Genomic DNA, 23039 nt, shown 5'->3' on the forward strand with positions numbered 1-23039 from the left:
TCCGGCTCCCCCGGTCGTCGACCCGCTGCGCCGGCTGTCCGGAATCGCCCGGCCGGTCCCGCCCCACGCCTACCGACCGTCACTCCGCCGACGCGCGGGCGGCAGCCTGAAGGGCGGCACGGACATCGGTGACCTCCGTCACCCGCATGTTCTCCGGGGCCACGCCACTGCTGCCCGGGCCGCAGCCGGGCGGTACGAGGGCCTGCCGGAAACCGAGCCGGGCCGCCTCGGCCAGCCGCCGCGGCACGGCACCCACGCGGCGTACCTCGCCGGTGAGACCGACCTCGCCGATGGCCACGAGCTGCGGGTTGAGGGCCAGGTTGAGCCCGCCGGAGGCGACCGCCAGCGCCACGGCCAGGTCGGCCGCCGGCTCGACCACCCGGATGCCGCCCACCGTGGCGGCGAAGACCTCGCGGTCGTGCAGCGTCAGCCGCTCGGTGCGGCGCTGGAGCACGGCGAGCACCATGGCCAGCCGGGCGCCGTCCAGCCCGGAGACCGTGCGCCGGGGGGAGCCGGCGACCGTGGCGCCGATGAGCGCCTGCACCTCGGTGACCAGGGCCCGCCGGCCCTCCATGGCCACCGTCACGCAGGTGCCCGGCACGGGCTCGGAGTAGCGGGTCAGGAAGAGGCCGGACGGGTCGGCAAGGCTGCTGATGCCGCCCTCGTGCATCTCGAAGCAGCCCACCTCGTCGGCCGCGCCGAACCGGTTCTTCACCCCGCGGACCATGCGCAGCGAGGAGTGCTTGTCGCCCTCGAAGTGCAGCACCACGTCGACCAGGTGCTCGAGCACCCGGGGGCCGGCGACCTGGCCGTCCTTGGTGACGTGCCCGACCAGCACGGTGGCGATGCCGCGCTCCTTGGCGACCGCGACCAGCGCTGCGGTGACCGCCCGGACCTGGGTGACCCCGCCCGGCACGCCCTCGGTGCCGGTGGTGGAGATGGTCTGCACCGAGTCGAGGACCAGCAGGCCCGGCTCGACCGCGTCGAGGTGCCCGAGGACCGCCGACAGGTCGCTCTCGGCGGCCAGGTAGAGCCGGTCGTGCAGGGTGCCCATCCGCTCGGCGCGCAGCCGCACCTGGCTGACCGACTCCTCGCCGCTCACCACCAGCGACGGGCTGCCCGCGTTGGCCGCCCACTGCTGGGCGACGTCGAGCAGCAGGGTCGACTTGCCGACCCCCGGCTCGCCGGCGAGCAGCACCACGGCGCCGGGAACCAGGCCGCCGCCGAGCACCCGGTCGAGCTCGCTGACCCCGGTGGCCCGGGCCCGGGCCGGCGCGGCGCTGATGGTGGCGATCGGGCGGGCCGGCTCGGCGGGCATCCGGGAGCTGACCACCCGGCCGGAGACCAGCGGGCCGGTCACCGTGCACTCGACCACCGAACCCCACTCGCCGCACTCGGGGCAGCGCCCGACCCACTTGGGGGGCTGGTGGCCGCAGGCGTCGCACTCGTAGGCCGGGCGCGGCTCGCGGGCGGCGGCGCGGCCGCGGCCGGCGGTGGCGCGGGGGGAGGTCGATCGGGACGTGCTCACCCCAGGACGCTAACCGGACCGTACGACGAAAGCCCACCCGGAAACGGCGACACCGCCGGCGTGGCGTCGGCCACGGCGGCGGTGCCGTCGAAAGAGTGGTCGGGCGGTCAGCTGTGGCCGCCGCCCTCGCTGCCGCCCTCCTCGAGGCCACCGGGGTGGCCGGCGCCACCCTCCTCGCGCGGCTGCACCACGGGCGAGGGCGGCGCGGCCGGGGTCAGCGGGACGCCGACGGCCGCACCGGTCCTGATCACCTTGCCGTCGCCGAAGTCGAAGGTCAGGTTGACCGGCTGGCCGACGCGCAGGGCCTGGTTCAGGCCGACGAGCCGGAGAGCCTGCGGGCTGCTGGCGGTGAGCTGGACGTAACCCAGGGCCGGGATCTCGAACCGCGCCGGCTGGCCGGCCGGGGCCGAGCTCTCGGACGGCGACGGGTTGGCCGAGGCGGAGCCGCTGGCCGAGGGGGAGCCGCTGCCGGACGGCGACTCCTCGGTGCCGAGCGACTGGCTCGGCGAGGCGCTCGGGTCGGTCGCGGTGGGTGACGCGGAGGCCGGCTCGGTCGGCGAGCCGGTCGGGGTGGCCCCGCCGCTGCCCGCACCGGCGCCGCTGAGGACGACCTCCCGGGCGCTGTCGGTGGTGACGGTCACGGTCACCGGCTCGCGGCTGTCGTTGTAGAGCACGACGTTGACCTGCGCGTCGGCGCCGGCCTTGTAGCCCTCCGGGCCGGGGAACTCCAGGTAGAGACCGCGCACCTTGTAGAGGTTGTCGGGGGTCTGGACGTTGATGCCCTGCACCGACGGGATCTTGTTGGCCGTCTCGGCCACCTGGCCGGCGCCACACCCGGTCAGCAGCAGGCTCGCCGCCGCCGCCGTACCGGCCAGCAACAGGGCCGCCCGCCGGGAACCCCTGATCGAGCGCGTCACGTCGGTCCTCCTCGTCACGATCCCCACCCGGCCGGACGCCGGACACGGGGTGGCCATACCCGCGCAGACCGCGCTCCAGGGTAGTTGGAGCTGATCGAGGCCCGCACGCCGACCCGGTAATGCCACCTGCGAGGGGAAGGGTCAGACCACCCGACCGCTCGCCACCAGGAGCACCACATCGATCAGCGCCACCACCATCACCGCCCGGAAGGCGGCCACCGGCCGGGCGCCGGCCCCGGTCGCCGTGCGTCCGGCGTACCAGCCGAGGGCCGGCACCCCGACGGCGGCGGCGACCGCCGCGAGCCCGGCCCACGACGGCCGCCCGGGCGGCCCGACGACCAGCGCGACCGTGGCCGCGAGGAGCAGCCCGGCGGCGGCCACCCGGCTGCCCGCCGCCCCCAGCCGGTGGGGCAGCCCCCGCACCCCGGTCCGCGCGTCGTCGGCCAGGTCCGGCAGCACGTTGGCGAAGTGCGCCCCGGCGCCGAGCAGTGCCGCGGCGGCGACCAGCCACACCGGGGGCGCGGGTGCGCCCGGCAGCGCCAGCACCACGAAGGCGGGCAGCGCGCCGAACGAGACCGCGTAGGGCAGCACCGAGACCGGGGTCGACTTCAGCGGCCAGTTGTAGAGCAGTGCCGAGACCAGGCCGAGAGTGGCGCAGAGCGCCGCCGCCGGACCGGTGGCCAGCGCCAGCAGCGGCGTGGCCACGGCGGCCGGCACGGTGGCGCGGGCCAGGACCTGCCGCGAGACCGCGCCGGTGGTCACCGGCTTGTCGGTACGCCCCACCGTGGCGTCCCGGTCGGCGTCGATCAGGTCGTTGCTCCAGCCCACGGCGAGCTGGCTGGCCAGCACCGTGAGCGACACGGCGGCGACCCCGCCCGGCCCGTGCCCCACCGCCCGGGCGAGCAGCCCGGCCACCACGGTGACCGCGGCGGCCGGTTCCGGGTGGCTCGCCCTGACCAGCCCTAACACCGACATCGACATAAGGGAAGTCTGGTCGTTACCGGGGAGTCGTGCCACGCTCGGTCCATGCGAGACGCGGCCCCGGTGTCCACCCCGCCCCGGGTGCTGCCGCCCAACGATCCCCGCCAGTACGACGACCTGGCCGGCGAGTGGTGGCGACCGGGCGGCGCGTTCGCGATGCTGCACTGGCTGGCCCGGGCCCGCGCGGCCCTGGTGCCACCGGCGTCCGAACCGGACGATCTGCTGGTCGACCTGGGCTGCGGCGCCGGGCTGCTCGCCCCGCACCTGGCCGGCAAGGGCTACCGGCACGTCGGTGTGGACCTGACCCGTTCGGCCCTCGACCAGGCCGCCGAGCACGGCGTGACGGTGGTCCAGGGCGACGCCACCGCGGTTCCCCTCCCGGACGGCTGCGCCGCCGTGGTCTCCGCCGGCGAGCTGCTGGAACACGTGCCGGACTGGCGACGCGCGGTGGCCGAGGCGTGCCGGCTGCTGCGGCCCGGTGGCCTGCTGGTGCTCGACACCCTCAACGACACCCTGCTGGCCCGGCTCGTCGCCGTCGAGCTCGGCGAGCGGCTGCCGACCGTGCCGCGCGGCATCCACGATCCACGGTTGTTCGTGGACGCCCGTGCGCTGGTCGCCGAGTGCGCCCGGCACGGCGTGGCGTTGCGCCTTCGCGGGATCCGCCCCGAGCTGGGTGGCACGCTGACCTGGCTGCTGCGTCGGCTGAGCGGCGCCGACCGTCCCGTCCGGACGGAGCCGCGCATCGTGCCGACCTGGTCGACCGCGGTGCTCTACCAGGGCCGCGGGCACCGGAGCGGGTAGCGGGGGCCGCCCGGGGTAAAGGGGACGCCGAGAAGGGGGCTACATGACTGTGCACGCGCTGGAGGCGGCCCGCAGGCTGGCGCCGCGACTGGCCGCCCGCGCGGCCGACCACGACCGGGACGGCTCGTTCCCGGTCGACGACTTCGCCGACCTCCGGGAGGCCGGCCTCTTCGGGCTGATGGTGCCGCGCGAGCTGGGCGGCCTGGGTGCCAGCTTCGCCGAGTACGCGGCCGTCGCCACCGAGCTGGCCCGCGGCAACGGCGCGACGGCACTGGTGTTCAACATGCACGCCTCGGTCACCGGCGCGCTGGGCGCGGTGACCGAGGAACTGGCCGAGGCGCTCGGCGTACCGGACGAGGCGCTGGCCGCTCGGGACCGGCTGCTCCGCGCGGCGGCCGAGGGCGCCTGGTACGCGGTGGCCATGAGCGAGCGTGGCGCCGGCGCTCGGCTCTCCCAGCTCAGCACGGTCTACGAGGCGGTCGAGGGTGGCTGGCACCTCAAGGGCAGCAAGACGTTCTGCTCCGGCGCGGGCCACCCGGACGGCTACCTGGTGGCCGCCCGCAGCGCCACCGACCAGTCGGTGGTCTCCCAGTTCCTGGTCCCGGCCGGCGAGGGGATCACGGTCGAGCCCACCTGGGACTCGCTGGGCATGCGCGCCACCTCCTCGCACGACCTGCACCTGGACGTGACCGTCCCGGCCGACCGGCTGCTCGGTGGGGTGGAGGGGTTGGCCCTGGTGGTCGCCCAGCTCATGCCGCACTGGCTGGTGGCCAGCTACGCGGCCGTCTACGTCGGGGTGGCCCGGGCCTCGATCGACGCCGCCGCCGAGCACCTGAACGCGCGCAACCTGGCCGGCCTGCCCGCGGTCCGGGCCCGGCTGGGCCGGGCGGACGCGGCCGCCGCGGCGGCCGAGCTGGTGGTCGCCGAGGCCGCCCGCCGGGTGGACGAGGCGCCCGGCGACGCGGAGACCAACCGCTGGGTGTGGCGGGCCAAGCTGCTCGCCGGCACCACGGCCGCCGACGTGGCGGCGTCCATGCTGGAGGCCGCCGGCACCTCGGCCACCCGGCGGGGGCATCCGCTGGAGCGGCTCTACCGGGACGCCCGGTGCGGCTCGCTGCACCCGGCCACCTCGGACGTCTGCGCCGACTGGCTCGGCATCGCCGCTCTCGGCGGCGACCCGGACCGCGACGGCTCGACGCCTCGTTGGTGAAGCGTGGGGTTGGGGGACGAGAGGTGGGGGACGTGGGGGACATGGGCGTGCCGGTGATCGCGGGCCTGGGCACGGCGCAGCCGCCGTCCGCCGCGCAGGACGAGCTGTGGGCGGGCTTCTTCGCGAAGCACTTCTCGGGGACCACCCGGGCGCTGGCCGAGCGGATATTCGCCAACTCCGGCGTGTCCCGCCGGCAGGCGGCCGTGAACCCGCTGCTGGAGGACGTCTCGGAGTGGCCCACCGAACGCCGGATGCGGCGCTACCAGGTCGAGGCGTTGCCGCTGGGCAAGGAGGCGGTCGGCCGGGCGCTGACCGCCGCCGGCCTGGACGCCGGTGACGTGGGCCTCTTCGTGGTCTGCTCCTGCACCGGCTACGCGACGCCCGGGCTGGACATCCTGCTCGCCCGGGACCTCGGCATGGCCCCGGACACGCAGCGCATGTTCGTGGGGCACATGGGCTGCTACGCGGCCCTGCCCGGGCTCGGCGCGGCGAGCGACTTCGTCACCGCCCGGGGCCGCCCCGCGCTGCTGCTCTGCGCGGAGCTGACCAGCCTGCACATCCAGCCGCCGGGCGCCCGGGTGGACACCCAGCAGATCGTCTCCCACGCGCTGTTCTCGGACGCCGCGGTCGCCGCCGTGGTCGTCCCCGGTGGCCGGGGGTACGCGCTGCGCGAGGTCACCTCGGTCACCGACACCTCGACGGCCGACCACATGACCTGGGACGTCACCGACACCGGCTTCCGTATGGGGCTGTCGCCGAAGGTGCCGCAGGTGCTCTCGCACCACGTGCGGGGCCTGGTGGACGACCTGCTGGCCCGGCACGGGTGGCACCGCGGCGAGGTGGACGGCTGGGCGGTGCACCCGGGCGGTCCCCGCATCCTCAACGTCGTGGAGCGGGAGCTGGCGCTGCCACCGGCGGCGCTCGCGGCGTCCCGGGCCACCCTGGACGAGCACGGCAACTGCTCGTCCCCGACCGTGCTGCTCATCCTCGACCGGCTGCGCCGGGCGGAGACGCCCCCGGAGCGGGTCGTGATGCTGGCCTTCGGGCCGGGCCTCACCCTCTACGCGGCCCTACTGGAGCACACCACCTGACGGGACGGTGGCCGCCGCCCGGCGCCGATACGCTCTGCGCGTGGCTTCCGACGAGCGGATCCGGCGTGCGCTGCTGGCCGGGCTGACCGTGGTGGCGCTGGCGGTCGGCGCGGGCTGGTGGCGGGCGGCGGCGCCCACCCTCGGCCCGACCGCACCGGATCCCACCCCGTCGGCCGACGCCTCCCTCCAACCGGGCATCCGGGTGGTTGACCCGCGGACCGGGCAGGTGCTTCCCGGGCCGGAGGCCGACCCGGGCGAGGCGGTGGTCATCCACCAGGAGCCGGGCGACCCGACCGTGAGCGTGGTGTCCGACGTCCTCTGGCACGACGGTTCCCACCTGCGCCCGGGGGACCTGGTGGAACGGCAGATCAGCGCGTCGCCCGGCCAGCGGTACCTGCTGACTGTCGGCTGCGCCGGCGCCGGCGCCGGCGCACTCACGGTCAGGTGGTCCGGCACGGACGAGGACGACCAGGGGCTCGAGGTGGCCTGCGGGACACGTGTGGACCACCCGCTCACCGCGGGCGGCGGGCCACTGCTGGTGCGGTTCACCGCCACGGGTTCGGCGGTGGACCTGGACGCCCGGCTGGCGTGGCAGTCCTGAGCGGCGGTCAGCCGGCCAGCCGGGCCAGGTCGTCGCGGTAGTCCGCCACCGGCCCCAGCTCGGGCACCATCCGGACGAGGGTGCCCTGCCGGTCCACCAGCAGGGCGGCGGCCGTGCCGGGGTGGGCGGAGAGGTGCAGGTAGGAGCGGAGGCCGCCGGCCGGGTCGGCGAGGGGGCGTACCCCCGGCGCCGTGGCGGAGGCGGCGGTGCGGTCCTCGGTGACGGTGACCACGGTGACCCCCGGCGGCGCGGCGGCGGCCGCGGTGCTGACCTGCTCCGCGCAGGAGCACGCGTCCACCAGGACGATCATGGCGGGCAGCAGGCTGCGCAGTGGCACCGGCGCGTCGTCGGGGCCGACCAGATCGAGCGCGGGCAGCGGCCCGACGGGTGCCGTCGGGTACGGCAGCACGGTGGGCGCGCCCCCGGAGCGGCTCGACCGCGGCCAGGTGACCGCGGCCAGCCCCGTGAGGGTGACCAGCAGGGCGACCAGCAGGACCAGCACCGGCAGCCCGACCGAGGGCCAGGCGGCTCCGGCGGGCCGCCGCCGGCCGGCGGCCGGCCGGCGGGCCTGGCGCAGCTCGCGGCGGACCTGGCGGGCCTCCTCGGCCAGCGCCGAGGCGTCGTCGGGGACGACCACCCGACCCCACTCCGGAGGCAGGTCGGGCAGCCCGTCCGACGGCCCGTGGCCTTCAGCGTCAGGCATGCCCATCGGACCCCCAGGAGCCGTCTCGGTGAGCGGACGTCAGTCCCTCTCCAGCGTCCCGCACCGGTCGTCGTACCGCCACACCTGGGCGCACGTGGAATTCCGGAGCTACCATGGAAGGAGCGCATAGCCCTAGATATGAACGCTTCCGTCACTCTTACCGGGTTGTCATCCGCTGGTCACGGAGCGTGTCGAAACCATCGGCTTGACCGCCTGTCAAGCTGAAGAAATACCTCTCACAGGGCCCCTGAGCTGCGCCAACGGTCAGGACAGCGGTGAGACATCGGTGCCTGAGCGTGTTACCCTAGACACAGCGAAAGGGGTTTCGAACCTATGGTTTTCAGTGTCGGCGAGACCGTTGTTTACCCCCACCACGGGGCCGCACTCATCGAGGCAATCGAGACTCGGGTCATCAAGGGCGAGCCCAAGCAGTACCTCGTCCTGAGGGTCGCGCAGGGTGACCTGACGGTCCGGGTGCCCGCTGAGAACGCCGAGATCGTGGGTGTGCGAGAGGTGGTCGGCGAAGAGGGCCTGGGCAAGGTCTTCGACGTGCTCCGTGCACCGCACACCGAGGAGCCGACCAACTGGTCGCGGCGTTACAAGGCGAATCTGGAGAAGCTGGCCTCCGGTAACCCGCTGAAGGTGGCCGAGGTCGTCCGCGACCTGTGGCGCCGGGAGCGGGAGCGGGGTCTCTCCGCGGGTGAGAAGCGCATGCTGGCCAAGGCGCGCGACATTCTCGTCGGCGAGGTCGCGCTGGCTGAGAAGAGCACCAAGGACGAGGCGGAGACGCTGCTCGACAAGGTGCTGACCGAGGCCTGATCCGCACCAGGTCGTCGTACCCAGCCCGTAGCAAACGAATCCGAGGACCGCGACGTGACCGCGCAGCTCAATCCGCGCGGTGACGTCGCGGTCCTTGTTCCTGCGGCCGGAGCCGGGGTACGCCTCGGCCCGGGCGCTCCCAAAGCCCTCCGGCCGCTCGCCGGCGAGCCCCTGCTCGTGCACGCGGTCCGCCGCATCGCCGCCGCGCCCTCGGTGCACACGATCGTGGTGGCCGCCCCGGCCGCCGACGTCGGGTCGGTCCGGCGGATGCTCGCGCCGGTGGCCCCGGTGACCGTGGTCCCCGGCGGCGCCGAACGCCAGGCGTCGGTGGCCGCCGCGCTGGCCGCCGTCCCCGCCGGCCCGGAGATCGTCCTGGTGCACGACGCGGCCCGGGCCCTCACCCCGCCCGAGCTGGTCGAATCGGTGGCCGCAGCGGTTCGCGGCGGCCACGACGGGGTGATCCCGGTGCTGCCGGTGGTCGACACCGTCAAGGAGGTCGACGCCGGCGAACGGGTCCTCGGCACGGTCGACCGGGCCGCCCTGCGCGCCGTGCAGACCCCGCAGGGCTTCCGCCGGTCGGTGCTGACCGCCGCCCACGAGGCGGCCGGCGACCCGCTCACCGACGACGCGGGCCTGGTCGAGAAGATGGGCGTCCCGGTGGTCTGCGTGCCGGGGTCGGACCTGGCTTTGAAGATCACCCGCCCGTTCGACCTGGCCCTGGCCGAGCACCTGCTGAGCACCGGCGCCTGACGCGTACGCTCGGGTCATGATCGTTCCTCGGGTGGCCATCGGCACCGACGTGCACGCCTTCGCGCCGGGCCGGCCCTGTTGGGTCGCGGGCCTGCACTGGCCGGGCCAGGACGGCCTGGCCGGCCACTCGGACGCCGATGTCGCCGCGCACGCCGCCTGCAACGCCCTGCTCTCCGCGGCCGGCCTGGGCGACCTGGGCGCCAACTTCGGGGTCGACCAGCCGGAATGGGCGGGCGCGTCCGGGGTGGCCCTGCTCACCGAGAGCGCCCGGCGGGTGCGGGCGGCCGGCTTCGAGATCGGCAACGTGTCGGTGCAGGTGGTGGGCAACCGGCCGAAGATCGGCCCGCGCCGGGACGAGGCGCAGGGGGTGCTCTCCGCGGCCGTCGGCGCGCCGGTCACCGTTTCCGCCGCCACGACCGACGGCCTGGGCTTCACGGGCCGCGGCGAGGGGCTCACCGGGATCGCCGTGGCCCTGGTCTACGAGGCGCCGGCGGCGTGACGCGGCGACCGGGGTGGCCCGGTCGCCGCACCCGATCAGTCGACGTCCGTGCAGACGTTGTGGGTCGTGCCGTGGAGCATCGTGATGGTCTTCTCGAAGGTGGGCGTGAACTCCACGGTGAACTGGCCGTCGACGATCCACAGCCCCTTCGGCAGCGAGCCCGCGTTCTCCCGGAAGCCGAGCAGCACCGGCCCGGTCACGTACCAGGTCATCGACCCGTCCGTGCCGTAGACGACCAGGGACGTGCCGCTCGCGTCCGCCGTGGAGGTGGCGCCGGTCTCCAGGTTGGTCACCCGGTCGATCAGCGCGCCGGTGAACAGCTCCCGCCTCGGCGAGCCGTCCGGGTACGTCGCCAGGGTCAGCTTCCGGACCTCGTCGACGATCGGTTCGACCCGCACCGCGAAGTCACATCGGGCCCCGGCGGGCAGCTCGAACGCCTCCTGCGGGGCCGGCTCCCAGGCGCCGGGGGCGATGTCGCCGCTCGCGGCGGACGCCGAGCCGGGCAGGGCCGTGACGATCGCGGCCACGACCGACGCCACCGCGACGCTCATCTTGAAACGCATGGTCACTCCATCCGTGCTTCTGGTCAGGGCCGGACCAGGATCACCAGCCCCGCTCACCACGGACTCACCACTCGTCCAGCCGGAGTCGGGCCGAACACGCCCCGGTGCCGGGCCGGTCGCCGCGGCACTCACCATCCGCTCACCCCCGGATGACAACCGGCGGGCCGCCCTAGCCTGTCCTGTTCGTATGGAGTTCCGCCTGCTCGGACCCTTCGAGGCCCGCCACGAGGGCCGGCCGGTCGAGGTCGGCAGCCGCCGCCAGGAGCGCTGCCTGCTCGGTGTCCTGCTGCTCGACACGGGCCGGGTGGTCCGGACCGACCGCCTCATCGATCTGCTCTGGAACGGCCGGCCGCCGGCGTCGGCGCGCGGTGCGGTGCAGACGTACATCGGTCGGTTGCGGGGGGCGTTGACGCCGTACGGGGTGCGGATCAGCACCCGGGCCGAGGGTTACCTCGTCGAGGCGGACGGGCACCGCGTCGACGTCGACGAGTTCGGCGAGCTGGTGCGGGCGGCCGGCGCCGCCGCCGATCCCGCCGAGCGGGTGCGGCTGCTCGACCGGGGGTTGGCCCTCTGGCGAGGCCCGCTGCTCGTCGACGCGGCCGACGGCGAGCTGCGGGACCGCCTGCACGGCACCGTCGAGGAACTCCGGCTGGTCGCCGTCGAGCTGCGCGCCGAGGCCCAGCTCGCGCTGGGCCAGCACGCCCGGGCGATCGCTGAGCTGATGCCCCTGGCCGCCCGCCACCCGACCCGGGAACAGCTCGTCGCCGTGCTGATGACCGCGCTGTACCGGGGCGCCCGCCAGGCCGACGCGCTGCGGCTGTACCGGACCACCCGGCAGCTGCTCGTGGACGAGCTGGGCGTCGAACCGGGGCCACGCTTACGGGAGGTGCACCGCCGTATCCTGCGCGGCGACGACCGGCTGGACCGGCCCGGGCGGCCGGTGTACGAGGTCCGGGTCCGCGACGAGTGCCTGCCCTGGAGCGTCGGGGGCCACCCCGCGTTGGACTTCTGCAACACCTTCGCCGGGTGGGGGCACGAACCACCGTTGCCCGGCGCCGAGTGGCTGCGCGGCTACCGCACCCTGGCCGTGTGGGCCGGGCACGTGGGGCTGGTCGACGACGTCTCGGTGAGCCGGCTGCTGCACCTGTGCCGGCGTGACCCGGACCAGGCCGAGGCGGTGCTCGCCGAGGCCCGGAGCCTGCGGTACGCGCTGTACGGATGCCTGACCGAACCAAACGACCGGCACGCGTTCGACGTGGTCGCCCGGTACGCGGAGACCGCCGCCAGGGAGCTGGTGTTCCGGCGCGAGACCGACGGTCGCGGGCGCTGGTGGCCGGAGCTCGCGGCCGGACTCCGGATGCCCCTGCACGCGGTCGCGTGGAGCGCCGCCCAACTGCTCACCGACCCGCGCCGGCTCACCCTCCGGACCTGTCCGGACGAGCGGTGCGGATGGCTCTTCCTGGACGGGAGCGGGCTGCGGCGCTGGTGCAGCCTGGGCACCTGCGGGCGCTCGCTGGACCGGCCCCGCTGCCACAGCGCCTGACCGGCGTTCGCGCCAGGCGGCGGAGGCAGCGGCCGGCGGTTACGCTCGCCGGGATGCCGAACGACGCCGCCCCCGACCAGTCCGCCGCCGACGGCTACGTCCAGCGCGCGCAGCTCCTCGCCGAACTGGGCCGGTACGACGAGGCCGCCGAGGAACTCGACGCCGCGCTCTCCGCTCATCCGGGCAACCCCGAGGCGTTGACCATGCTGGCCCGGGTGCACCTCGCCGCCGACCGGCCCGCGGCGGCGCTGCCGGCCGCCGAGGCCGCCGTGGCCGCCGCTCCGGGCGCCCTGTCGCCGCTGGTGGCGCGCGGCCTCGCCCTGATCGACCTGGGCCGGTGGAAGGCCGCCGCGAGCACCGGGGACCGGATCCTGGCGCTCGGCCCGGCCGACGCGTACGCCCAGCGGAGCGCCGCCGCGATCCTGGCCGGCGCCCGCAACGGGCAGCCGGCGCTCAACGCCGCCTGGCGCGGTGTGGAACTCGCCCCGGACACCGCGCAGGCGCACCTGGTGCTCGGCCTGGTCGCGGCGCGGCTGGAGCTGTACGACCTGGCCGAGCGGGCCTACCGGGAGGCGTTGCGGCTGGACCCGGAGGTGGCCGGGGCGCAGCACGACGTGGGCGTGATCCGGCTGGAGCAGCGCCGTTACGCGCAGGCGCTGGAGCACCTGGCCGGGGTGGCGGCCCTGGAGCCGGACGCCCGCGACGCCGGCCGGACCGTCGCCGACGGGGTGCACCGGCTGGTCCTCCGCGGCGCGGGCTGGTCGCTGCTGGCCGGCGTGCTCGTCGCCGTCCTGGCGCCGGTCGCGCCGGGACCGTCCCGGCTCCTCGCGGTGCTGGCCGCGCTCGGCGGGGCGGTGCTGGTCTGGCGGTCCGCCGCCCGGGTGCCCGGCCTGCGGGACACGGTCCTGCCCGGGCTGTTCCGCGCCGACCCCAGCCTGGCCCTGGCCGTGTGCGCGGTGGCCGCCGCCCCGGCGCTGCTGGTGCTCTACGCGCTGGTGGGCGGCCCGTGGCCGCTGGTCACCGGGATCGCGCTGACGCTGGTGGCCGGGTTCGTCGTGCTCGCCCGCACCGGCCACCAGCCCCGGCGCTAGGCCCGGCGCGCCCAGGTCCAGGCGTACGCGTCGTCCTCGCAGGCGGTCGCGGCGTCGCAGAGGTCGAGCGGGCGGAAGGTGTCGACCATGACCGCCAGCTCGTCGAAGAACTCCGCACCGATCGACCGCTCGGCGGCACCCGGCTGGGGGCCGTGGGTGAAACCGGACGGGTGCAGCGAGATCGAGCCCTGCTCGATGCCGGAGCCGCGCCGGGCCTCGTAGTTGCCGCCGGTGTAGAAGAGCATCTCGTCGGAGTCGACGTTGTGGTGGTTGTACGGCACCGGGATGGCGCCCGGGTGGTAGTCCACCTTGCGCGGAACGAACGAGCAGACCACGAAGTTCGGGCCCTGGAAGGTCTGGTGCACCGGTGGCGGCTGGTGGATCCGGCCGGTGATCGGCTCGAAGTCGTGGATGGAGAACGCCCACGGGTACATGTGCCCGTCCCAGCCGACCACGTCGAACGGGTGGTTCGCGTAGACGTACCTGGTCCACCCGCGCCGGTGCCGGACCAGCACCTCCACGTCGGTCTCGTCGACCAGGAGCGGCGTGTCCGGCCCGCGGACGTCGCGCTCGCAGTAGGGGGAGTGCTCCAGGAACTGGCCGCGCACCGAGAGGTAGCGCTTGGGCGGGCCGACGTGGCCGGCGGCCTCGATGGCGAGCAGCCGGGTCGGCTCGTCGCCGGTGGGCACGAGGCGGTGGATGGTCGAGGTGGGGATGATGACGTAGTCGCCGGCCACCGCTTCGAGCACGCCGAACGGCGACTCCACCCGCAGCGTGCCGGACTCCAGGTAGAGGCAGTGGTCGCCGGTGGCGTCCCGGAACAGCGGTGAGGGCCGGTCGGCCAGCACGTACGCGATCCGCACGTCGTCGTTGGCGAGCAGGTACTGGCGGCCGAGCACCGGGTCCGCGCCGGCGCCGTCGAGCTTGTGGGTGCGCAGGTGCCGGGGCTTGAGCGGCAGGTTGGGCACCCGGGTGAAGGCGGGCGGGGTGAACTCCTCGGCGGCCACGATCGCGGTGGGCGCGTGCCGGTGGTAGAGCAGCGAGGAGTCGGAGGAGAAGCCTTCCTGGCCGACCAGCTCCTCGGCGTAGAGCGTGCCGTCGGGCTGGCGGAACTGGGTGTGGCGCTTGCGGGGCACCTCGCCGACGCTGCGGTAGTACGGCATCTCGCCTCCCGATATGTCCCGTTCTCCGGCCGGGAACGTCCGATAATCGGACGCAGTTGTCCGTTCCTTGTAGCGTCCCGTAGATTCTTGTCTCGTGTCAACGCAGGTGCCCCGCCTCTTCGCCGGCCTGGTCGACGACGCGGCGGTCTTCCCGCCCGGCAGCGCCGCGCTGCCGGACGCCGTGACCGCCCATCACCGGCACCGGGCCGGCTGGTACGCCGACCTCGTCGGCCCGCTGCTGCTGCCCGCCTCGACCCTGCCCGACCTGCCCGACCTGCTCGCCGCGGAGGCGACCCTGGCGGTCGGCGTGATCGGCGACGTGCCGGTCGGCCGGCTGGAGGAGTCCCTCGCGGAGGCGGACGCCCGGCTCGCCGTCCGCCAGGTCGAGGCGCCCGTCGCCAAGCGCGGCGAGGACCCGCAACCCGGCCTGGCCGACCTGCTCAAGCTCGCCGAGCGCCTCGGCGGCACCACCGTCTACGCGGAGGTCCCGCTGACCTTCGGGCTGATGGGCGCGCTGGACGCCCTCGCCGAGGCGCGGGCCGGCGGGCTGCCCGTGGCCGCCAAGTTCCGCACCGGCGGGCTGGCCGCCGAGCTCTTCCCGACCCCGGTCGAGCTGGCCGCGGTGATCTGCGCCTGCCGCGACCGGGAGCTGCCGTTCAAGCTGACCGCCGGGCTGCACCAGGCGATCCGGCATCGGGACCCGGAGACCGGCTTCACCCACCACGGGTTCGTCAACGTGCTGGCGGCGACGCTGGCCGCCACCGGGGGCGCCGAGGTGGCCGGCGTGGCCGAGCTGCTCGGCGCCACCGACCCGCTCCGGGTGGTCGAGCCGGCCCGGTCGGAGCGGGAGGCCGAGCGCCCGCTCTGGGTCGGCTACGGCTCGTGCAGCATCTCCGAACCACTGACCGATCTGATCCGGCTGGGGCTGGTGAACGGGGGCTATGAGGAATGAGCGAGCGCAGCGAGCGAATCAGCAGGCTCAGCGCGATGGTGCCTCATGGCGCCACGGAGCGAAGCGGAGTGGCGGCATGAGCTGGGTGTCGGGTGCGGCGGGTTCGCCGTACGGGGTGAGCAACCTGCCCTACGGGGTGTTCCGGCAGGGCGACCGCGAGCCGCGGATCGGCGTGCGCATCGGTGACTTCGTGCTGGACCTGGCGGGCGCGGAGGCCGCCGGGCTGGTGCTGGCCGCCGGTGCGCTCGGCCGGCCCACCCTCAACGACTTCATGGCGCTCGGCCGTCCGCAGTGGACCGCCGTGCGACAGCGGGTCACCGAGCTGCTCACCGACCCGGCGCACCGGGCGGCCGTGGAGCCGCTGCTGGTGCCGCTGCGCGAGGTGGAGCTGCTGCTCCCGTTCGAGGTGGCCGACTACGTCGACTTCTACTCGTCCGAGCACCACGCGTCGAACGTCGGGCAGATCTTCCGGCCCGGCCAGCCGCCGCTGCTGCCGAACTGGAAGCACGTGCCGATCGGCTACCACGGCCGCGCCGGCACCGTGGTCGTCTCGGGCACCCCCGTCGTCCGCCCCACCGGCCAGCGGGCCACCGCGCAGGGCCCGACCACCGGCGCCTCCGTACGGCTGGACATCGAGGCCGAGGTCGGCTTCGTGGTCGGGGTGCCGAGCCGGCTCGGTGACCGGGTCTCCGTCGCGGACTTCGCCGACCACGTCTTCGGGGTGGTGCTGGTCAACGACTGGTCGGCCCGGGACATCCAGGCCTGGGAGTACCAGCCGCTCGGGCCGTTCCTGGGCAAGTCCTTCGCCACCTCGGTCTCGGCCTGGGTCACGCCGCTGGACGCGCTGGCCGACGCCTTCGTCCCCGCGCCCGACCAGGACCCACCGGTGCAGGACTACCTGCGCGACACCCCGCACCTCGGGCTGGACCTGAGCCTGTCGGTGGAGTGGAACGGCGAGCGGGTCGCCGAGCCGCCCTTCGCCACCATGTACTGGACGCCGGCCCAGCAGCTCGCCCACCTCACGGTCAACGGCGCCTCGCTGCGCACCGGCGACCTCTACGCCTCCGGCACCGTCTCCGGGCCGGAGCGCGGGCAGGTCGGCTCGTTCCTGGAGCTGACCTGGGGCGGAGCCGAGCCGGTGAAGTTCGCCGACGGCGCCGCCCGGACCTTCCTGGAGGACGGCGACACGGTGACGATCACCGCCACGGCACCCGGCCCGGACGGCACCACCGTCGCCCTGGGCGAGGTCACCGGGAGGATCCTTCCGGCCCGCTGAGTCACCCTGTTCACTCTCCGTCCCCGGTCGCACCCGCTGTGCGACCGGGGACGTTTCCTTCGCCGTTGATCGTCGCGGATTGCGTACGCCCCGGCGGTGCGGGCCGGGGCGCACCCGAGTGCAACAGAAAGGACAGTGGCGATGACCGAGTTGACCGGCGCCGTCTGGCGCACCAGCAGCCGCTCCAACGATCAGGGCCTCTGCGTCGAGGTGGCGACCAACGTGGTCGCCGCGCACGGCGTGGTGGGCGTACGCGACTCGAAGGACCCCCAGGGTCCGGCGCTCGCGGTCAGCCCACCGGGCTGGACGGCGTTCGTCGCCGCGATCCGGGGTGACGCCCTCCGTCCCTGACCGCTCGCCGCGCCCGGTGCCCCGGTCGGGGCACCGGTGGTGGAAATGTCACCGCAAGGCTCCCCTTACCCGGTGACGGCCCGTACCGTGGACGACACGGGAGGTGCCATGTCGACGGTGACGGTTTCCGCATTCATCGAAGCGCAGGACGTCGACGTCTGGCGGCTCCTCACCGACCTCCCGGCGCGGGCCGACTGGTTGTCCGCGGTCGGCGCGGTCGACGTCCTCAGCCCCGGCGACCTCGGGCCCGGCACCGCCTGGCGGGAGACCCGGGTCCGGCCCGACGGCGTCGCCGAGGCGGAGGAGTTCCTGGTGGTCGAGGCGGTCGCCCCCGCCCGGCTGGTGCTCATCTCGAGCGGCGCGGGCGCGGACTACCGGATCACCTGGACGCTGCGCACCGTCGAGCGCCGGCGGCGCGGCTGCACCGAGGTCACCGTCGAGCACGAGGCCGTGCCGACCCGACCGTACGGGCGGGTGCTGGCGCTGATCCTCGGTGGCCTGGCCGCCCGTGCGGTGGAGGGCGCCCTCCGCCGTGACCTGGCCGACCTGGCGCTCGCCGTCGGGCCCACCCGGTCCGCCGAGGCCGCCTGAGCCGAGCGGGCCGCCGCCCGTCCCCGGCCCGGCGCACGTGACGCCGCGCGGCGTCCGGGAGCCGCCGCTGGGTAGGGTGCCGGGCGGAGGTGCGGCATGGGCAAGCCCGCGGGGCGGCGGATCCTGGTGGCGGTCGTGGCGGTGCTGGCCGTCGCGGCGTCGGCCGCCGTGGTCCTCCGGGTCCTCGCGCCCGCCGAGGTCGAGACGGTCGCCCGGGGCGCGTACCCGGCCGCGCCGAGCCCGCCGGTCGGGGTGATCGGCCGGCTGCCGGTGGCGCCGCTGGTTGTGGACGGCCGCCTCCGCGTCTACGCGGGCGCCCGGCAGGTGTACGCGGACCAGCCGGTCTCCGGCAAGCACCGGGTCACCCCGTTCTGGTCGTACCGCCGCTGGCCGGCCAAGCTGGTCGGGGTGCTCGCCGACGGCACCACGGTGGTCAGCCGCTGGTCCGACGGGAAGCTGGTGGCGCTGGACGCGCGTACCGGACGGGTCGCCTGGCGGGCCGACGGGCCGGAGCCGGGCGCGGTGCCGAAGCCCCGCCGCACCTACGCCGCCACGGTCTGGGACCCGGCCGGGCTGCATGTCACCCGCGCCGCCGACGGCCGTACCGTCCTGGTCGCCGCCGGCCCCGGCGCGGTCGGCGGGTACGCGCTGGCGGACGGCCGCCCGCTGTGGCGGTCGGCGGTGGTGCGTGGCTGCCGCACCGACGTGGGCACCACGGCCACCGGTGAACTGGTCGGGGTGGACACCTGCGCGGGGCCGGCCGCGGTCGAGTTCCGCGACGCCGCGACCGGCGCGGTACGGACCCGCTGGCGACCGCCGGACGCCCCGGACCGGCTCGTGGTGACGCCGGTGGGCTGCCGGGACGGGCACTCGGCGTGCCGCGGGCTGCGCACCTCGGGGCAGGGCGACGAGACCGGCCGGGGCTGGCTGGTCGGCGCGGGCGAGCCGGTGGCCGCCTCCGCCCTGGACGGCCCGGACACCGAGCTGGACGGCGAGCACGCGGTGTCGGCGGCCGGTGGCGTGGTCATCGGAAGGTCCGCCCGGACCGGGGAGGAGCTGTGGCGCCGGGCCGACCTCGGCACGGTCCGGATCCTCGCGACCGAGCCGGGCCGGGTGCACCTGCTGACCGAGCGGCGGGAGCTGGTGACGCTGGACCCGACCACCGGGGCGGAGCGATCCCGGTTCGTCCTGGACATCGGCCGGGACGGGACCGGCTGGCAGCCGGGTCGGGCGCATGCGGTGGACGGCTACGTGGCGGTGGAGCGGCTACGCGAGGAGGCCCGGCCGGACGACGACGACCAGGGGTACTTCCTCATGGCCGAGCCGGTGCTCCTCGCCGCGACCTGAGCCGGTAACTCGACAAAACGGACAAAACCCCCTATACTTCCTACATCCCGCCGGTCGAGGCGTCCGGGGCCGGTCCGTAGGGGGTTGACGGACCGGCCCCGGACCTGCGCGGTCAGGCCAGCGCGGCCTCGGCGGCGGCCAGGAAGGCGTCGTTCTCGGCCGGCGTGCCGATGGTGACCCGCACGCCGTCGCCGGGGAACGGCCGGACGATCACACCGCGCGCCTCACACGCCCGGCCGAACTCGACGGCCCGGTCGCCCAGCGGCAGCCAGACGAAGTTGGCCTGGCTCTCCGGCACGTCCGGGACGAACTTGCGCAGCGCCTCGGTGACCCGGTCCCGCTCGGCGACCACCAGCGCGCAGCGCCGCTCGACCTCGGAGGCCTGCGCGAGTGCCGCCAGCGCGCCGGCCTGGGCGGCCATGCTGGTGGAGAAGGGGGTGACCACCTTGCGCACGGCAGCGGCCACGGTCGGCTCGGCGACCAGCCAGCCGATCCGCAGGCCGGCCAGGCCCCACGCCTTGGACAGGGTGCGCAGCACCGCCACGTTCGGCCGGTCCAGGTAGCTCAGGCCGTCCGGCACCTCGGGGTCGGTGACGAACTCCCGGTACGCCTCGTCGATCACCACGAGCACGTCGTCCGGCACCGCGTCGAGGAAGCGGTCCAGCTCGGCCTCGCGGACCGCCGTGCCGGTCGGGTTGTTCGGGTTGCAGACCAGGATCATCCGGGTCCGGTCGGTCACCGCCGCCGCCATCGAGGCGAGGTCGTGGCCGTGGCCCGCGTCGTTCGGCACCCGCACGCTGGTCGCGCCGCTGGTCGCCGCGATGATCGGGTACGCCTCGAACGACCGCCACGAGTAGAGCAGCTCGTCGCCGGGGAGGCAGGTGGCCCGCACCAGGTGCTCGGCCAGCGCCACCGAGCCGCAGCCGGTGGCGATCCGGTCGGCGTCCACGCCGTACCGCTCGGCGAGGGCCTGCCGCAGCGCCACCACGCCCATGTCCGGGTAACGGTGCGAACCGGCCACGGCCTCGGCGACCGCCTCCACGACGCCGGGCAGCGGGCCGTAGGGGACCTCGTTGCTGGCCAGCTTGATCGCCTCGGGCAGGCCCAGCTCGCGGGCCAGGTCGGCCGGGCTCCGCCCGGGCACGTAGTTGGGCAGCGCGTCCAGGTCGGCGCGGGTGAGCCGCAGCGGAGGCTGGTGACGTCCGGTGTCGGTCATGGGGTGTCTCCCGGAGGGTTGGCGCGGTCGCGCGGGGTGGTACGGGTGTCGGGCCGGGTGCGGGGGAGCTGGACCACCACGGTCTGCGCCCGCTTGTCGTGCAGGGCCTGGCGCAGCGGCTGGTCGAAGAGCGGGGAGACCGCGTCGACGAACTGGAGCAGCAGGCCCAGGCCGCAGCAGTACCAGAGCAGGGTGGGCAGGCCGAGGGTGCTCCAGCGTCGGGTGGCCCGGCCGAAGCCGAGTGGCTGGTCCGCCTCGACCGGCAGGGCGCGGATGCCCACCAGCCGCTTGCCGAAGGTCTGCCCGCGGGCGGCCATCGAGGGCACCTCGTAAGCGAACCAGAGCGCGGTGGCGATCAGCAGGATGGCGATCTGGAGCCCGGCGGCCTGCTCGCCCGGCTGGGGCAGCCCGTCGGTGGAGGTGTCCCCGGCCAGCGACCGGCGCACCGACTCGCGCAGGTACGGGGAGATCTCCTCGATGTAGCGCCAGACGAACCAGCCGTTGACCACGGCGTTGAGCAGGAATACCACGCCGAAGTCGATGAGCCGGGCGACCAGCCGGGCGCCGTACGAGGCGAGCGGCAGCCCGTGCGGGCGCGGGGCCGGCGGCCGCCCGGGCCACCCCGGGTACGGCCAGCCCGGCGGCGGCCCCTGCTGGCCGGGCTGTCCCGGCCAGGGGCCGGCCTGTCCCGGCTGTCCCGGCCAGGGGCCGGGCTGGGTCGGCTGTCCCGGCCACGGCTGGCCGTGGCCACCGGCCGGCGGGCCCGGGAACGGCCCGACGGGGGGACCGCCCGGGGCGGGCTGGGCCGACTGCGGCGCGGCCGCGGCGGGGGCCGGTACGGGGGCGGGAGCCGCCTCGGGCGGCGGTGGTCCGTCGGGCGGGGTGGCGTCGACCGGGATCGGCGCGCCGATCCACCCCTCGCCGTCCCAGTACCGGCGGGTCTCGGGATCGGCGGGGTCGACGTACCAGCCGGGCTGCACACTCACGGCACAACCTTAACGACGACCGTTCCGGCGAACTTGTCGTGCAGGGTCTGCTGCCAGGGCTTGTCCCAGAGCTGCCAGAACCCGTCGAGGTAGTTGGCGAAGGGCACCAGCGAGCCGGCGACGAACTCCACCAGGTACCGCCGGCCGAGGACGCCCCGGGTCAGCGGCGCGGTCGGGTCGAGCGGGACGATCCGCAGCTTCATGGCCTTCTTGCCGAGCGTCTGGCCGGTCCGGCGGGCGTATTCGACGTGGTAGAGCCAGTAGAAGACGAACATCACCAGCAGCAGACCGGCCTCGGCGAGCAGGACCGGCAGGAAGAAATCGGTCAGCACCGTGGCCGGGTCGGGCTGGGGAACCGTCCCGTCCGGGCCCACCGCCATCATGTCGCTGAACATCCGGAACCAGAGCCAGAGGAAGACCGGCAGGAAGAGCACCATGGCCACCGCGCTCGCCACCGCGGTGTCGATCAGCCAGGCCACCAGCCGCTCGCCGAACCCGGCCAGCGGCTGCCCGTTGGGCGCCAGGGTGGGCGGCACGAAGGCGGGGTGCGGGGCGTACCCCGGGGGTGGCGGCGGGTAGCCGGGCAGTCCGGCGTACGCCGGCGGGGTGTGCTGGCGTGGCGGCTGGTACGGCCCGGACGGCGGCGCGAAGCCGCCGCCCGCGGGCGGGGGCCCGGCGGGCGGCGGAGACGCGGGGGAAGGCTCGGTCACGCGGACAGTGTTACAGGTTGCCGCGCTTCTCCTGCTCCCGCTCGATGGCCTCGAACAGGGCCTTGAAGTTGCCCTTGCCGAAGCCGAGCGAGCCGTGCCGCTCGATCAGCTCGAAGAAGACGGTGGGGCGGTCCTGCACCGGCTTGGTGAAGATCTGGAGCAGGTAGCCGTCCTCGTCCCGGTCGACCAGGATCTTGCGGGACTGGAGCTCCTCGATCGGCACGCGCACCTGGCCGATGCGGGCGCGCAGCTCCGGGTCCTCGTAGTAGGAGTCCGGGGTGTCCAGGAACTCGACGCCGGCGGCCCGCATGGCGTCGACGCTGGCCAGGATGTCGTTGGTGGCCACGGCGATGTGCTGGGCGCCCGGGCCCTGGTAGAACTCCAGGTACTCGTCGATCTGCGACTTCTTGCGGGCGACGGCCGGCTCGTTGAGCGGGAACTTCACCTTGCGGGTGCCGCTCGCGACCACCTTGCTCATCAGCGCCGAGTAGTCGGTGGCGATGTCGTCGCCGATGAACTCGGCCATGTTGCTGAAGCCCATGACGCGCTTGTAGAACTCGACCCACTCGTCCATCCGGCCCAGCTCCACGTTGCCGACGACGTGGTCGACGGCCTGGAAGAAGCGCTTCGGCTGGATGCCGGCGTCGATCATCGGCTGCCGGTCCACGATCGGGCCGCGAGCCACGAAGCCGGGCAGGAACGGCCCGGTGTAGCGGGACCGGTCGACCAGGGTGTGCCGGGTGTCGCCGTACGCGGCGATGGCGGCCATCCGCACGGTGCCGTGCTCGTCGCTGAGGTCGTGCGGCTCGACCAGGCCGGTCGCGCCCTGGGCGGTGGCGTGGGCGTAGGCGGCGTCCACGTCCGGGACCTCCAGCGCGATGTCGGAGACGCCGTCGCTGTGCTTCGCCACGTGCTCGGAGCCCTCGGCGTCCGGGCGGACCGCGCCGGTCAGCACGAAGCGGGCGGAGCCGCTGGTGAGCACGTACTGGGCGTGGTCCCGGTAGCCCTGCTCCGGCCCGCGGTAGGCCACGCAGGTCATGCCGAAGGCGGTGGAGTAGTAGTGGGCGGCCTGCTTGGCGTTGCCCACCAGGAAGTGCACGTGGTCGAGGCCCTTGACCGGGAACGGGTCGCGGGTGATGTCGTGGTCGACGGCGCCGACGAGGGCGTCGACGTCGACCTCCTCGGTCGACTGGGGTCGGTCGATCGCCTGGGTCATGGTGGCCTCCCTTGCGCACCGGCCGGCCTCGTGGGCCGCCGTTGGTCTGCTGTTGTGGCGAGGATCGCTGCGCGGCCGCCCGTTGGGCAACAGTTGCCGAAAATGCTGGTCAGGTTGTGCATTCGGTAAAGTGA

The 23039-nt window shown here is 75.0% G+C and carries 24 protein-coding genes; 14 read left to right on the forward strand and 10 right to left on the reverse strand.

The genetic code is table 11. The annotated features are described in order from the left end of the window. Nucleotides 1-79: 79 nt before the first annotated feature. The 3 genes from radA to GA0070214_RS21855 form a co-directional block, all read right to left on the reverse strand. A complete protein-coding gene (gene radA / locus GA0070214_RS21845; protein WP_091267125.1) occupies nucleotides 80-1528 on the reverse strand; it encodes a DNA repair protein RadA in 1449 nt (482 codons plus the stop codon). Nucleotides 1529-1635: 107 nt separating this feature from the next. Continuing rightward, a complete protein-coding gene (locus GA0070214_RS21850) occupies nucleotides 1636-2445 on the reverse strand; it encodes a hypothetical protein (protein ID WP_091267128.1) in 810 nt (269 codons plus the stop codon). Nucleotides 2446-2586: 141 nt separating this feature from the next. Beyond that, entirely contained in the window at nucleotides 2587-3426 is an 840-nt protein-coding gene (locus GA0070214_RS21855) for a UbiA family prenyltransferase (protein ID WP_091267132.1), read from the reverse strand. Nucleotides 3427-3471: 45 nt separating this feature from the next. Between GA0070214_RS21855 and GA0070214_RS21860 the strand changes: the two genes are divergently transcribed. The 4 genes from GA0070214_RS21860 to GA0070214_RS21875 are packed head-to-tail and all read left to right on the forward strand — an operon-like array spanning nucleotide 3472 to nucleotide 7129. Further along, nucleotides 3472-4227 carry a class I SAM-dependent methyltransferase gene (locus tag GA0070214_RS21860; RefSeq protein WP_091267135.1) on the forward strand — a complete coding sequence of 252 codons (756 nt, stop codon included), beginning with the start codon at nucleotides 3472-3474 and terminating at the stop codon, nucleotides 4225-4227. Nucleotides 4228-4270: 43 nt separating this feature from the next. Then, a complete protein-coding gene (locus GA0070214_RS21865; protein WP_091267142.1) occupies nucleotides 4271-5437 on the forward strand; it encodes an acyl-CoA dehydrogenase family protein in 1167 nt (388 codons plus the stop codon). A 41-nt stretch (nucleotides 5438-5478) separates the two neighbouring features. Then, on the forward strand, nucleotides 5479-6528 hold the full coding sequence (locus tag GA0070214_RS21870) for a type III polyketide synthase (protein ID WP_091267143.1): 1050 nt from the start codon (nucleotides 5479-5481) through the stop codon (nucleotides 6526-6528). Nucleotides 6529-6568: 40 nt separating this feature from the next. Then, entirely contained in the window at nucleotides 6569-7129 is a 561-nt protein-coding gene (locus tag GA0070214_RS21875) for a hypothetical protein (protein WP_139141888.1), read from the forward strand. Between the two features lie 7 nt (nucleotides 7130-7136). Here the strand turns inward: GA0070214_RS21875 and GA0070214_RS21880 are convergent, their stop codons facing one another. After that, entirely contained in the window at nucleotides 7137-7838 is a 702-nt protein-coding gene (locus GA0070214_RS21880) for a hypothetical protein (protein WP_091267148.1), read from the reverse strand. A gap of 327 nt (nucleotides 7839-8165) precedes the next feature. On the opposite strand from GA0070214_RS21880, the gene GA0070214_RS21885 reads away from it, so the two are divergent. The 3 genes from GA0070214_RS21885 to ispF are packed head-to-tail and all read left to right on the forward strand — an operon-like array spanning nucleotide 8166 to nucleotide 9900. Continuing rightward, nucleotides 8166-8651 carry a CarD family transcriptional regulator gene (locus GA0070214_RS21885; protein WP_007073334.1) on the forward strand — a complete coding sequence of 162 codons (486 nt, stop codon included), beginning with the start codon at nucleotides 8166-8168 and terminating at the stop codon, nucleotides 8649-8651. A gap of 54 nt (nucleotides 8652-8705) precedes the next feature. Then, nucleotides 8706-9401 (forward strand): 2-C-methyl-D-erythritol 4-phosphate cytidylyltransferase, encoded by a 696-nt coding sequence (ispD, locus tag GA0070214_RS21890; RefSeq protein WP_091267150.1) that lies wholly within the window; start codon nucleotides 8706-8708, stop codon nucleotides 9399-9401. A gap of 16 nt (nucleotides 9402-9417) precedes the next feature. Then, nucleotides 9418-9900, forward strand: a complete 483-nt coding sequence (gene ispF / locus GA0070214_RS21895; protein WP_091267152.1) for a 2-C-methyl-D-erythritol 2,4-cyclodiphosphate synthase — start codon at nucleotides 9418-9420, stop codon at nucleotides 9898-9900. 35 nt (nucleotides 9901-9935) lie between these two features. On the opposite strand, the gene GA0070214_RS21900 is transcribed toward ispF, so the two are convergent. Next, nucleotides 9936-10463 (reverse strand): hypothetical protein, encoded by a 528-nt coding sequence (locus tag GA0070214_RS21900; RefSeq protein WP_091267155.1) that lies wholly within the window; start codon nucleotides 10461-10463, stop codon nucleotides 9936-9938. A 187-nt stretch (nucleotides 10464-10650) separates the two neighbouring features. Between GA0070214_RS21900 and GA0070214_RS21905 the strand changes: the two genes are divergently transcribed. Together GA0070214_RS21905 and GA0070214_RS21910 are read left to right on the forward strand one after the other, a co-directional pair. Further along, nucleotides 10651-12006 (forward strand): AfsR/SARP family transcriptional regulator, encoded by a 1356-nt coding sequence (locus tag GA0070214_RS21905; protein ID WP_091267158.1) that lies wholly within the window; start codon nucleotides 10651-10653, stop codon nucleotides 12004-12006. A gap of 53 nt (nucleotides 12007-12059) precedes the next feature. Continuing rightward, on the forward strand, nucleotides 12060-13097 hold the full coding sequence (locus tag GA0070214_RS21910) for a tetratricopeptide repeat protein (protein WP_091267160.1): 1038 nt from the start codon (nucleotides 12060-12062) through the stop codon (nucleotides 13095-13097). Here the strand turns inward: GA0070214_RS21910 and GA0070214_RS21915 are convergent. Beyond that, complete coding sequence (locus GA0070214_RS21915; RefSeq protein WP_091267163.1) at nucleotides 13094-14260, reverse strand: homogentisate 1,2-dioxygenase; 1167 nt, start codon at nucleotides 14258-14260, stop codon at nucleotides 13094-13096. The two genes, GA0070214_RS21910 and GA0070214_RS21915, sit on opposite strands and share 4 nt — an antisense overlap. Before the next feature lie 94 nt (nucleotides 14261-14354). On the opposite strand from GA0070214_RS21915, the gene GA0070214_RS21920 reads away from it, so the two are divergent. From GA0070214_RS21920 to GA0070214_RS21940, 5 genes are all read left to right on the forward strand, one after another. Continuing rightward, nucleotides 14355-15212, forward strand: a complete 858-nt coding sequence (locus GA0070214_RS21920; protein WP_091267166.1) for a hypothetical protein — start codon at nucleotides 14355-14357, stop codon at nucleotides 15210-15212. 76 nt (nucleotides 15213-15288) lie between these two features. Next, the gene (gene fahA, locus GA0070214_RS21925; protein WP_091267169.1) at nucleotides 15289-16488 is read left to right on the forward strand and encodes a fumarylacetoacetase; all 1200 of its coding nucleotides are present in this window, start codon (nucleotides 15289-15291) and stop codon (nucleotides 16486-16488) included. Nucleotides 16489-16629: 141 nt separating this feature from the next. After that, entirely contained in the window at nucleotides 16630-16839 is a 210-nt protein-coding gene (locus GA0070214_RS21930) for a DUF397 domain-containing protein (protein ID WP_091267172.1), read from the forward strand. A gap of 108 nt (nucleotides 16840-16947) precedes the next feature. Further along, nucleotides 16948-17430, forward strand: coding sequence for an SRPBCC family protein (locus GA0070214_RS21935; RefSeq protein ID WP_091267175.1), 483 nt, complete (start codon nucleotides 16948-16950; stop codon nucleotides 17428-17430). A gap of 96 nt (nucleotides 17431-17526) precedes the next feature. Next, a complete protein-coding gene (locus GA0070214_RS21940) occupies nucleotides 17527-18777 on the forward strand; it encodes an outer membrane protein assembly factor BamB family protein (protein WP_091267178.1) in 1251 nt (416 codons plus the stop codon). A gap of 112 nt (nucleotides 18778-18889) precedes the next feature. Here GA0070214_RS21940 and hisC read toward each other — a convergent pair whose 3' ends face one another. The 4 genes from hisC to hppD are packed head-to-tail and all read right to left on the reverse strand — an operon-like array spanning nucleotide 18890 to nucleotide 22905. Further along, nucleotides 18890-19993: a histidinol-phosphate transaminase gene (gene hisC / locus GA0070214_RS21945; RefSeq protein WP_091267180.1), complete on the reverse strand. Its 1104-nt coding sequence runs from the start codon at nucleotides 19991-19993 to the stop codon at nucleotides 18890-18892. Beyond that, entirely contained in the window at nucleotides 19990-20979 is a 990-nt protein-coding gene (locus GA0070214_RS21950; protein WP_091267182.1) for an RDD family protein, read from the reverse strand. Before GA0070214_RS21950 ends, hisC begins: the two co-directional genes overlap by 4 nt. Beyond that, nucleotides 20976-21689 carry an RDD family protein gene (locus GA0070214_RS21955; RefSeq protein WP_091267186.1) on the reverse strand — a complete coding sequence of 238 codons (714 nt, stop codon included), beginning with the start codon at nucleotides 21687-21689 and terminating at the stop codon, nucleotides 20976-20978. Before GA0070214_RS21955 ends, GA0070214_RS21950 begins: the two co-directional genes overlap by 4 nt. 10 nt (nucleotides 21690-21699) lie before the next feature. Beyond that, the gene (gene hppD, locus GA0070214_RS21960; protein ID WP_091267189.1) at nucleotides 21700-22905 is read right to left on the reverse strand and encodes a 4-hydroxyphenylpyruvate dioxygenase; all 1206 of its coding nucleotides are present in this window, start codon (nucleotides 22903-22905) and stop codon (nucleotides 21700-21702) included. Between the last annotated feature and the right edge of the window lie 134 nt (nucleotides 22906-23039).

This window comes from Micromonospora chaiyaphumensis, from assembly GCF_900091435.1.
GTDB lineage: Bacteria > Actinomycetota > Actinomycetes > Mycobacteriales > Micromonosporaceae > Micromonospora > Micromonospora chaiyaphumensis.

What these genes read in the sequence shown, in the direction of transcription:
- GA0070214_RS21855 (WP_091267132.1), bottom strand. Translation starts at nt 3,426, where the DNA reads ATGTCGATGTCGGTGTTAGGGCTGGTCAGGGCGAGCCACCCGGAACCG.
- GA0070214_RS21860 (WP_091267135.1), top strand. Translation starts at nt 3,472, where the DNA reads ATGCGAGACGCGGCCCCGGTGTCCACCCCGCCCCGGGTGCTGCCGCCC.
- GA0070214_RS21865 (WP_091267142.1), top strand. Translation starts at nt 4,271, where the DNA reads ATGACTGTGCACGCGCTGGAGGCGGCCCGCAGGCTGGCGCCGCGACTG.
- GA0070214_RS21870 (WP_091267143.1), top strand. Translation starts at nt 5,479, where the DNA reads ATGGGCGTGCCGGTGATCGCGGGCCTGGGCACGGCGCAGCCGCCGTCC.
- GA0070214_RS21880 (WP_091267148.1), bottom strand. Translation starts at nt 7,838, where the DNA reads ATGGGCATGCCTGACGCTGAAGGCCACGGGCCGTCGGACGGGCTGCCC.
- GA0070214_RS21885 (WP_007073334.1), top strand. Translation starts at nt 8,166, where the DNA reads ATGGTTTTCAGTGTCGGCGAGACCGTTGTTTACCCCCACCACGGGGCC.
- ispF (WP_091267152.1), top strand. Translation starts at nt 9,418, where the DNA reads ATGATCGTTCCTCGGGTGGCCATCGGCACCGACGTGCACGCCTTCGCG.
- GA0070214_RS21900 (WP_091267155.1), bottom strand. Translation starts at nt 10,463, where the DNA reads ATGCGTTTCAAGATGAGCGTCGCGGTGGCGTCGGTCGTGGCCGCGATC.
- GA0070214_RS21905 (WP_091267158.1), top strand. Translation starts at nt 10,651, where the DNA reads ATGGAGTTCCGCCTGCTCGGACCCTTCGAGGCCCGCCACGAGGGCCGG.
- GA0070214_RS21910 (WP_091267160.1), top strand. Translation starts at nt 12,060, where the DNA reads ATGCCGAACGACGCCGCCCCCGACCAGTCCGCCGCCGACGGCTACGTC.
- GA0070214_RS21915 (WP_091267163.1), bottom strand. Translation starts at nt 14,260, where the DNA reads ATGCCGTACTACCGCAGCGTCGGCGAGGTGCCCCGCAAGCGCCACACC.
- fahA (WP_091267169.1), top strand. Translation starts at nt 15,289, where the DNA reads ATGAGCTGGGTGTCGGGTGCGGCGGGTTCGCCGTACGGGGTGAGCAAC.
- GA0070214_RS21930 (WP_091267172.1), top strand. Translation starts at nt 16,630, where the DNA reads ATGACCGAGTTGACCGGCGCCGTCTGGCGCACCAGCAGCCGCTCCAAC.
- GA0070214_RS21935 (WP_091267175.1), top strand. Translation starts at nt 16,948, where the DNA reads ATGTCGACGGTGACGGTTTCCGCATTCATCGAAGCGCAGGACGTCGAC.
- GA0070214_RS21940 (WP_091267178.1), top strand. Translation starts at nt 17,527, where the DNA reads ATGGGCAAGCCCGCGGGGCGGCGGATCCTGGTGGCGGTCGTGGCGGTG.
- hisC (WP_091267180.1), bottom strand. Translation starts at nt 19,993, where the DNA reads ATGACCGACACCGGACGTCACCAGCCTCCGCTGCGGCTCACCCGCGCC.
- hppD (WP_091267189.1), bottom strand. Translation starts at nt 22,905, where the DNA reads ATGACCCAGGCGATCGACCGACCCCAGTCGACCGAGGAGGTCGACGTC.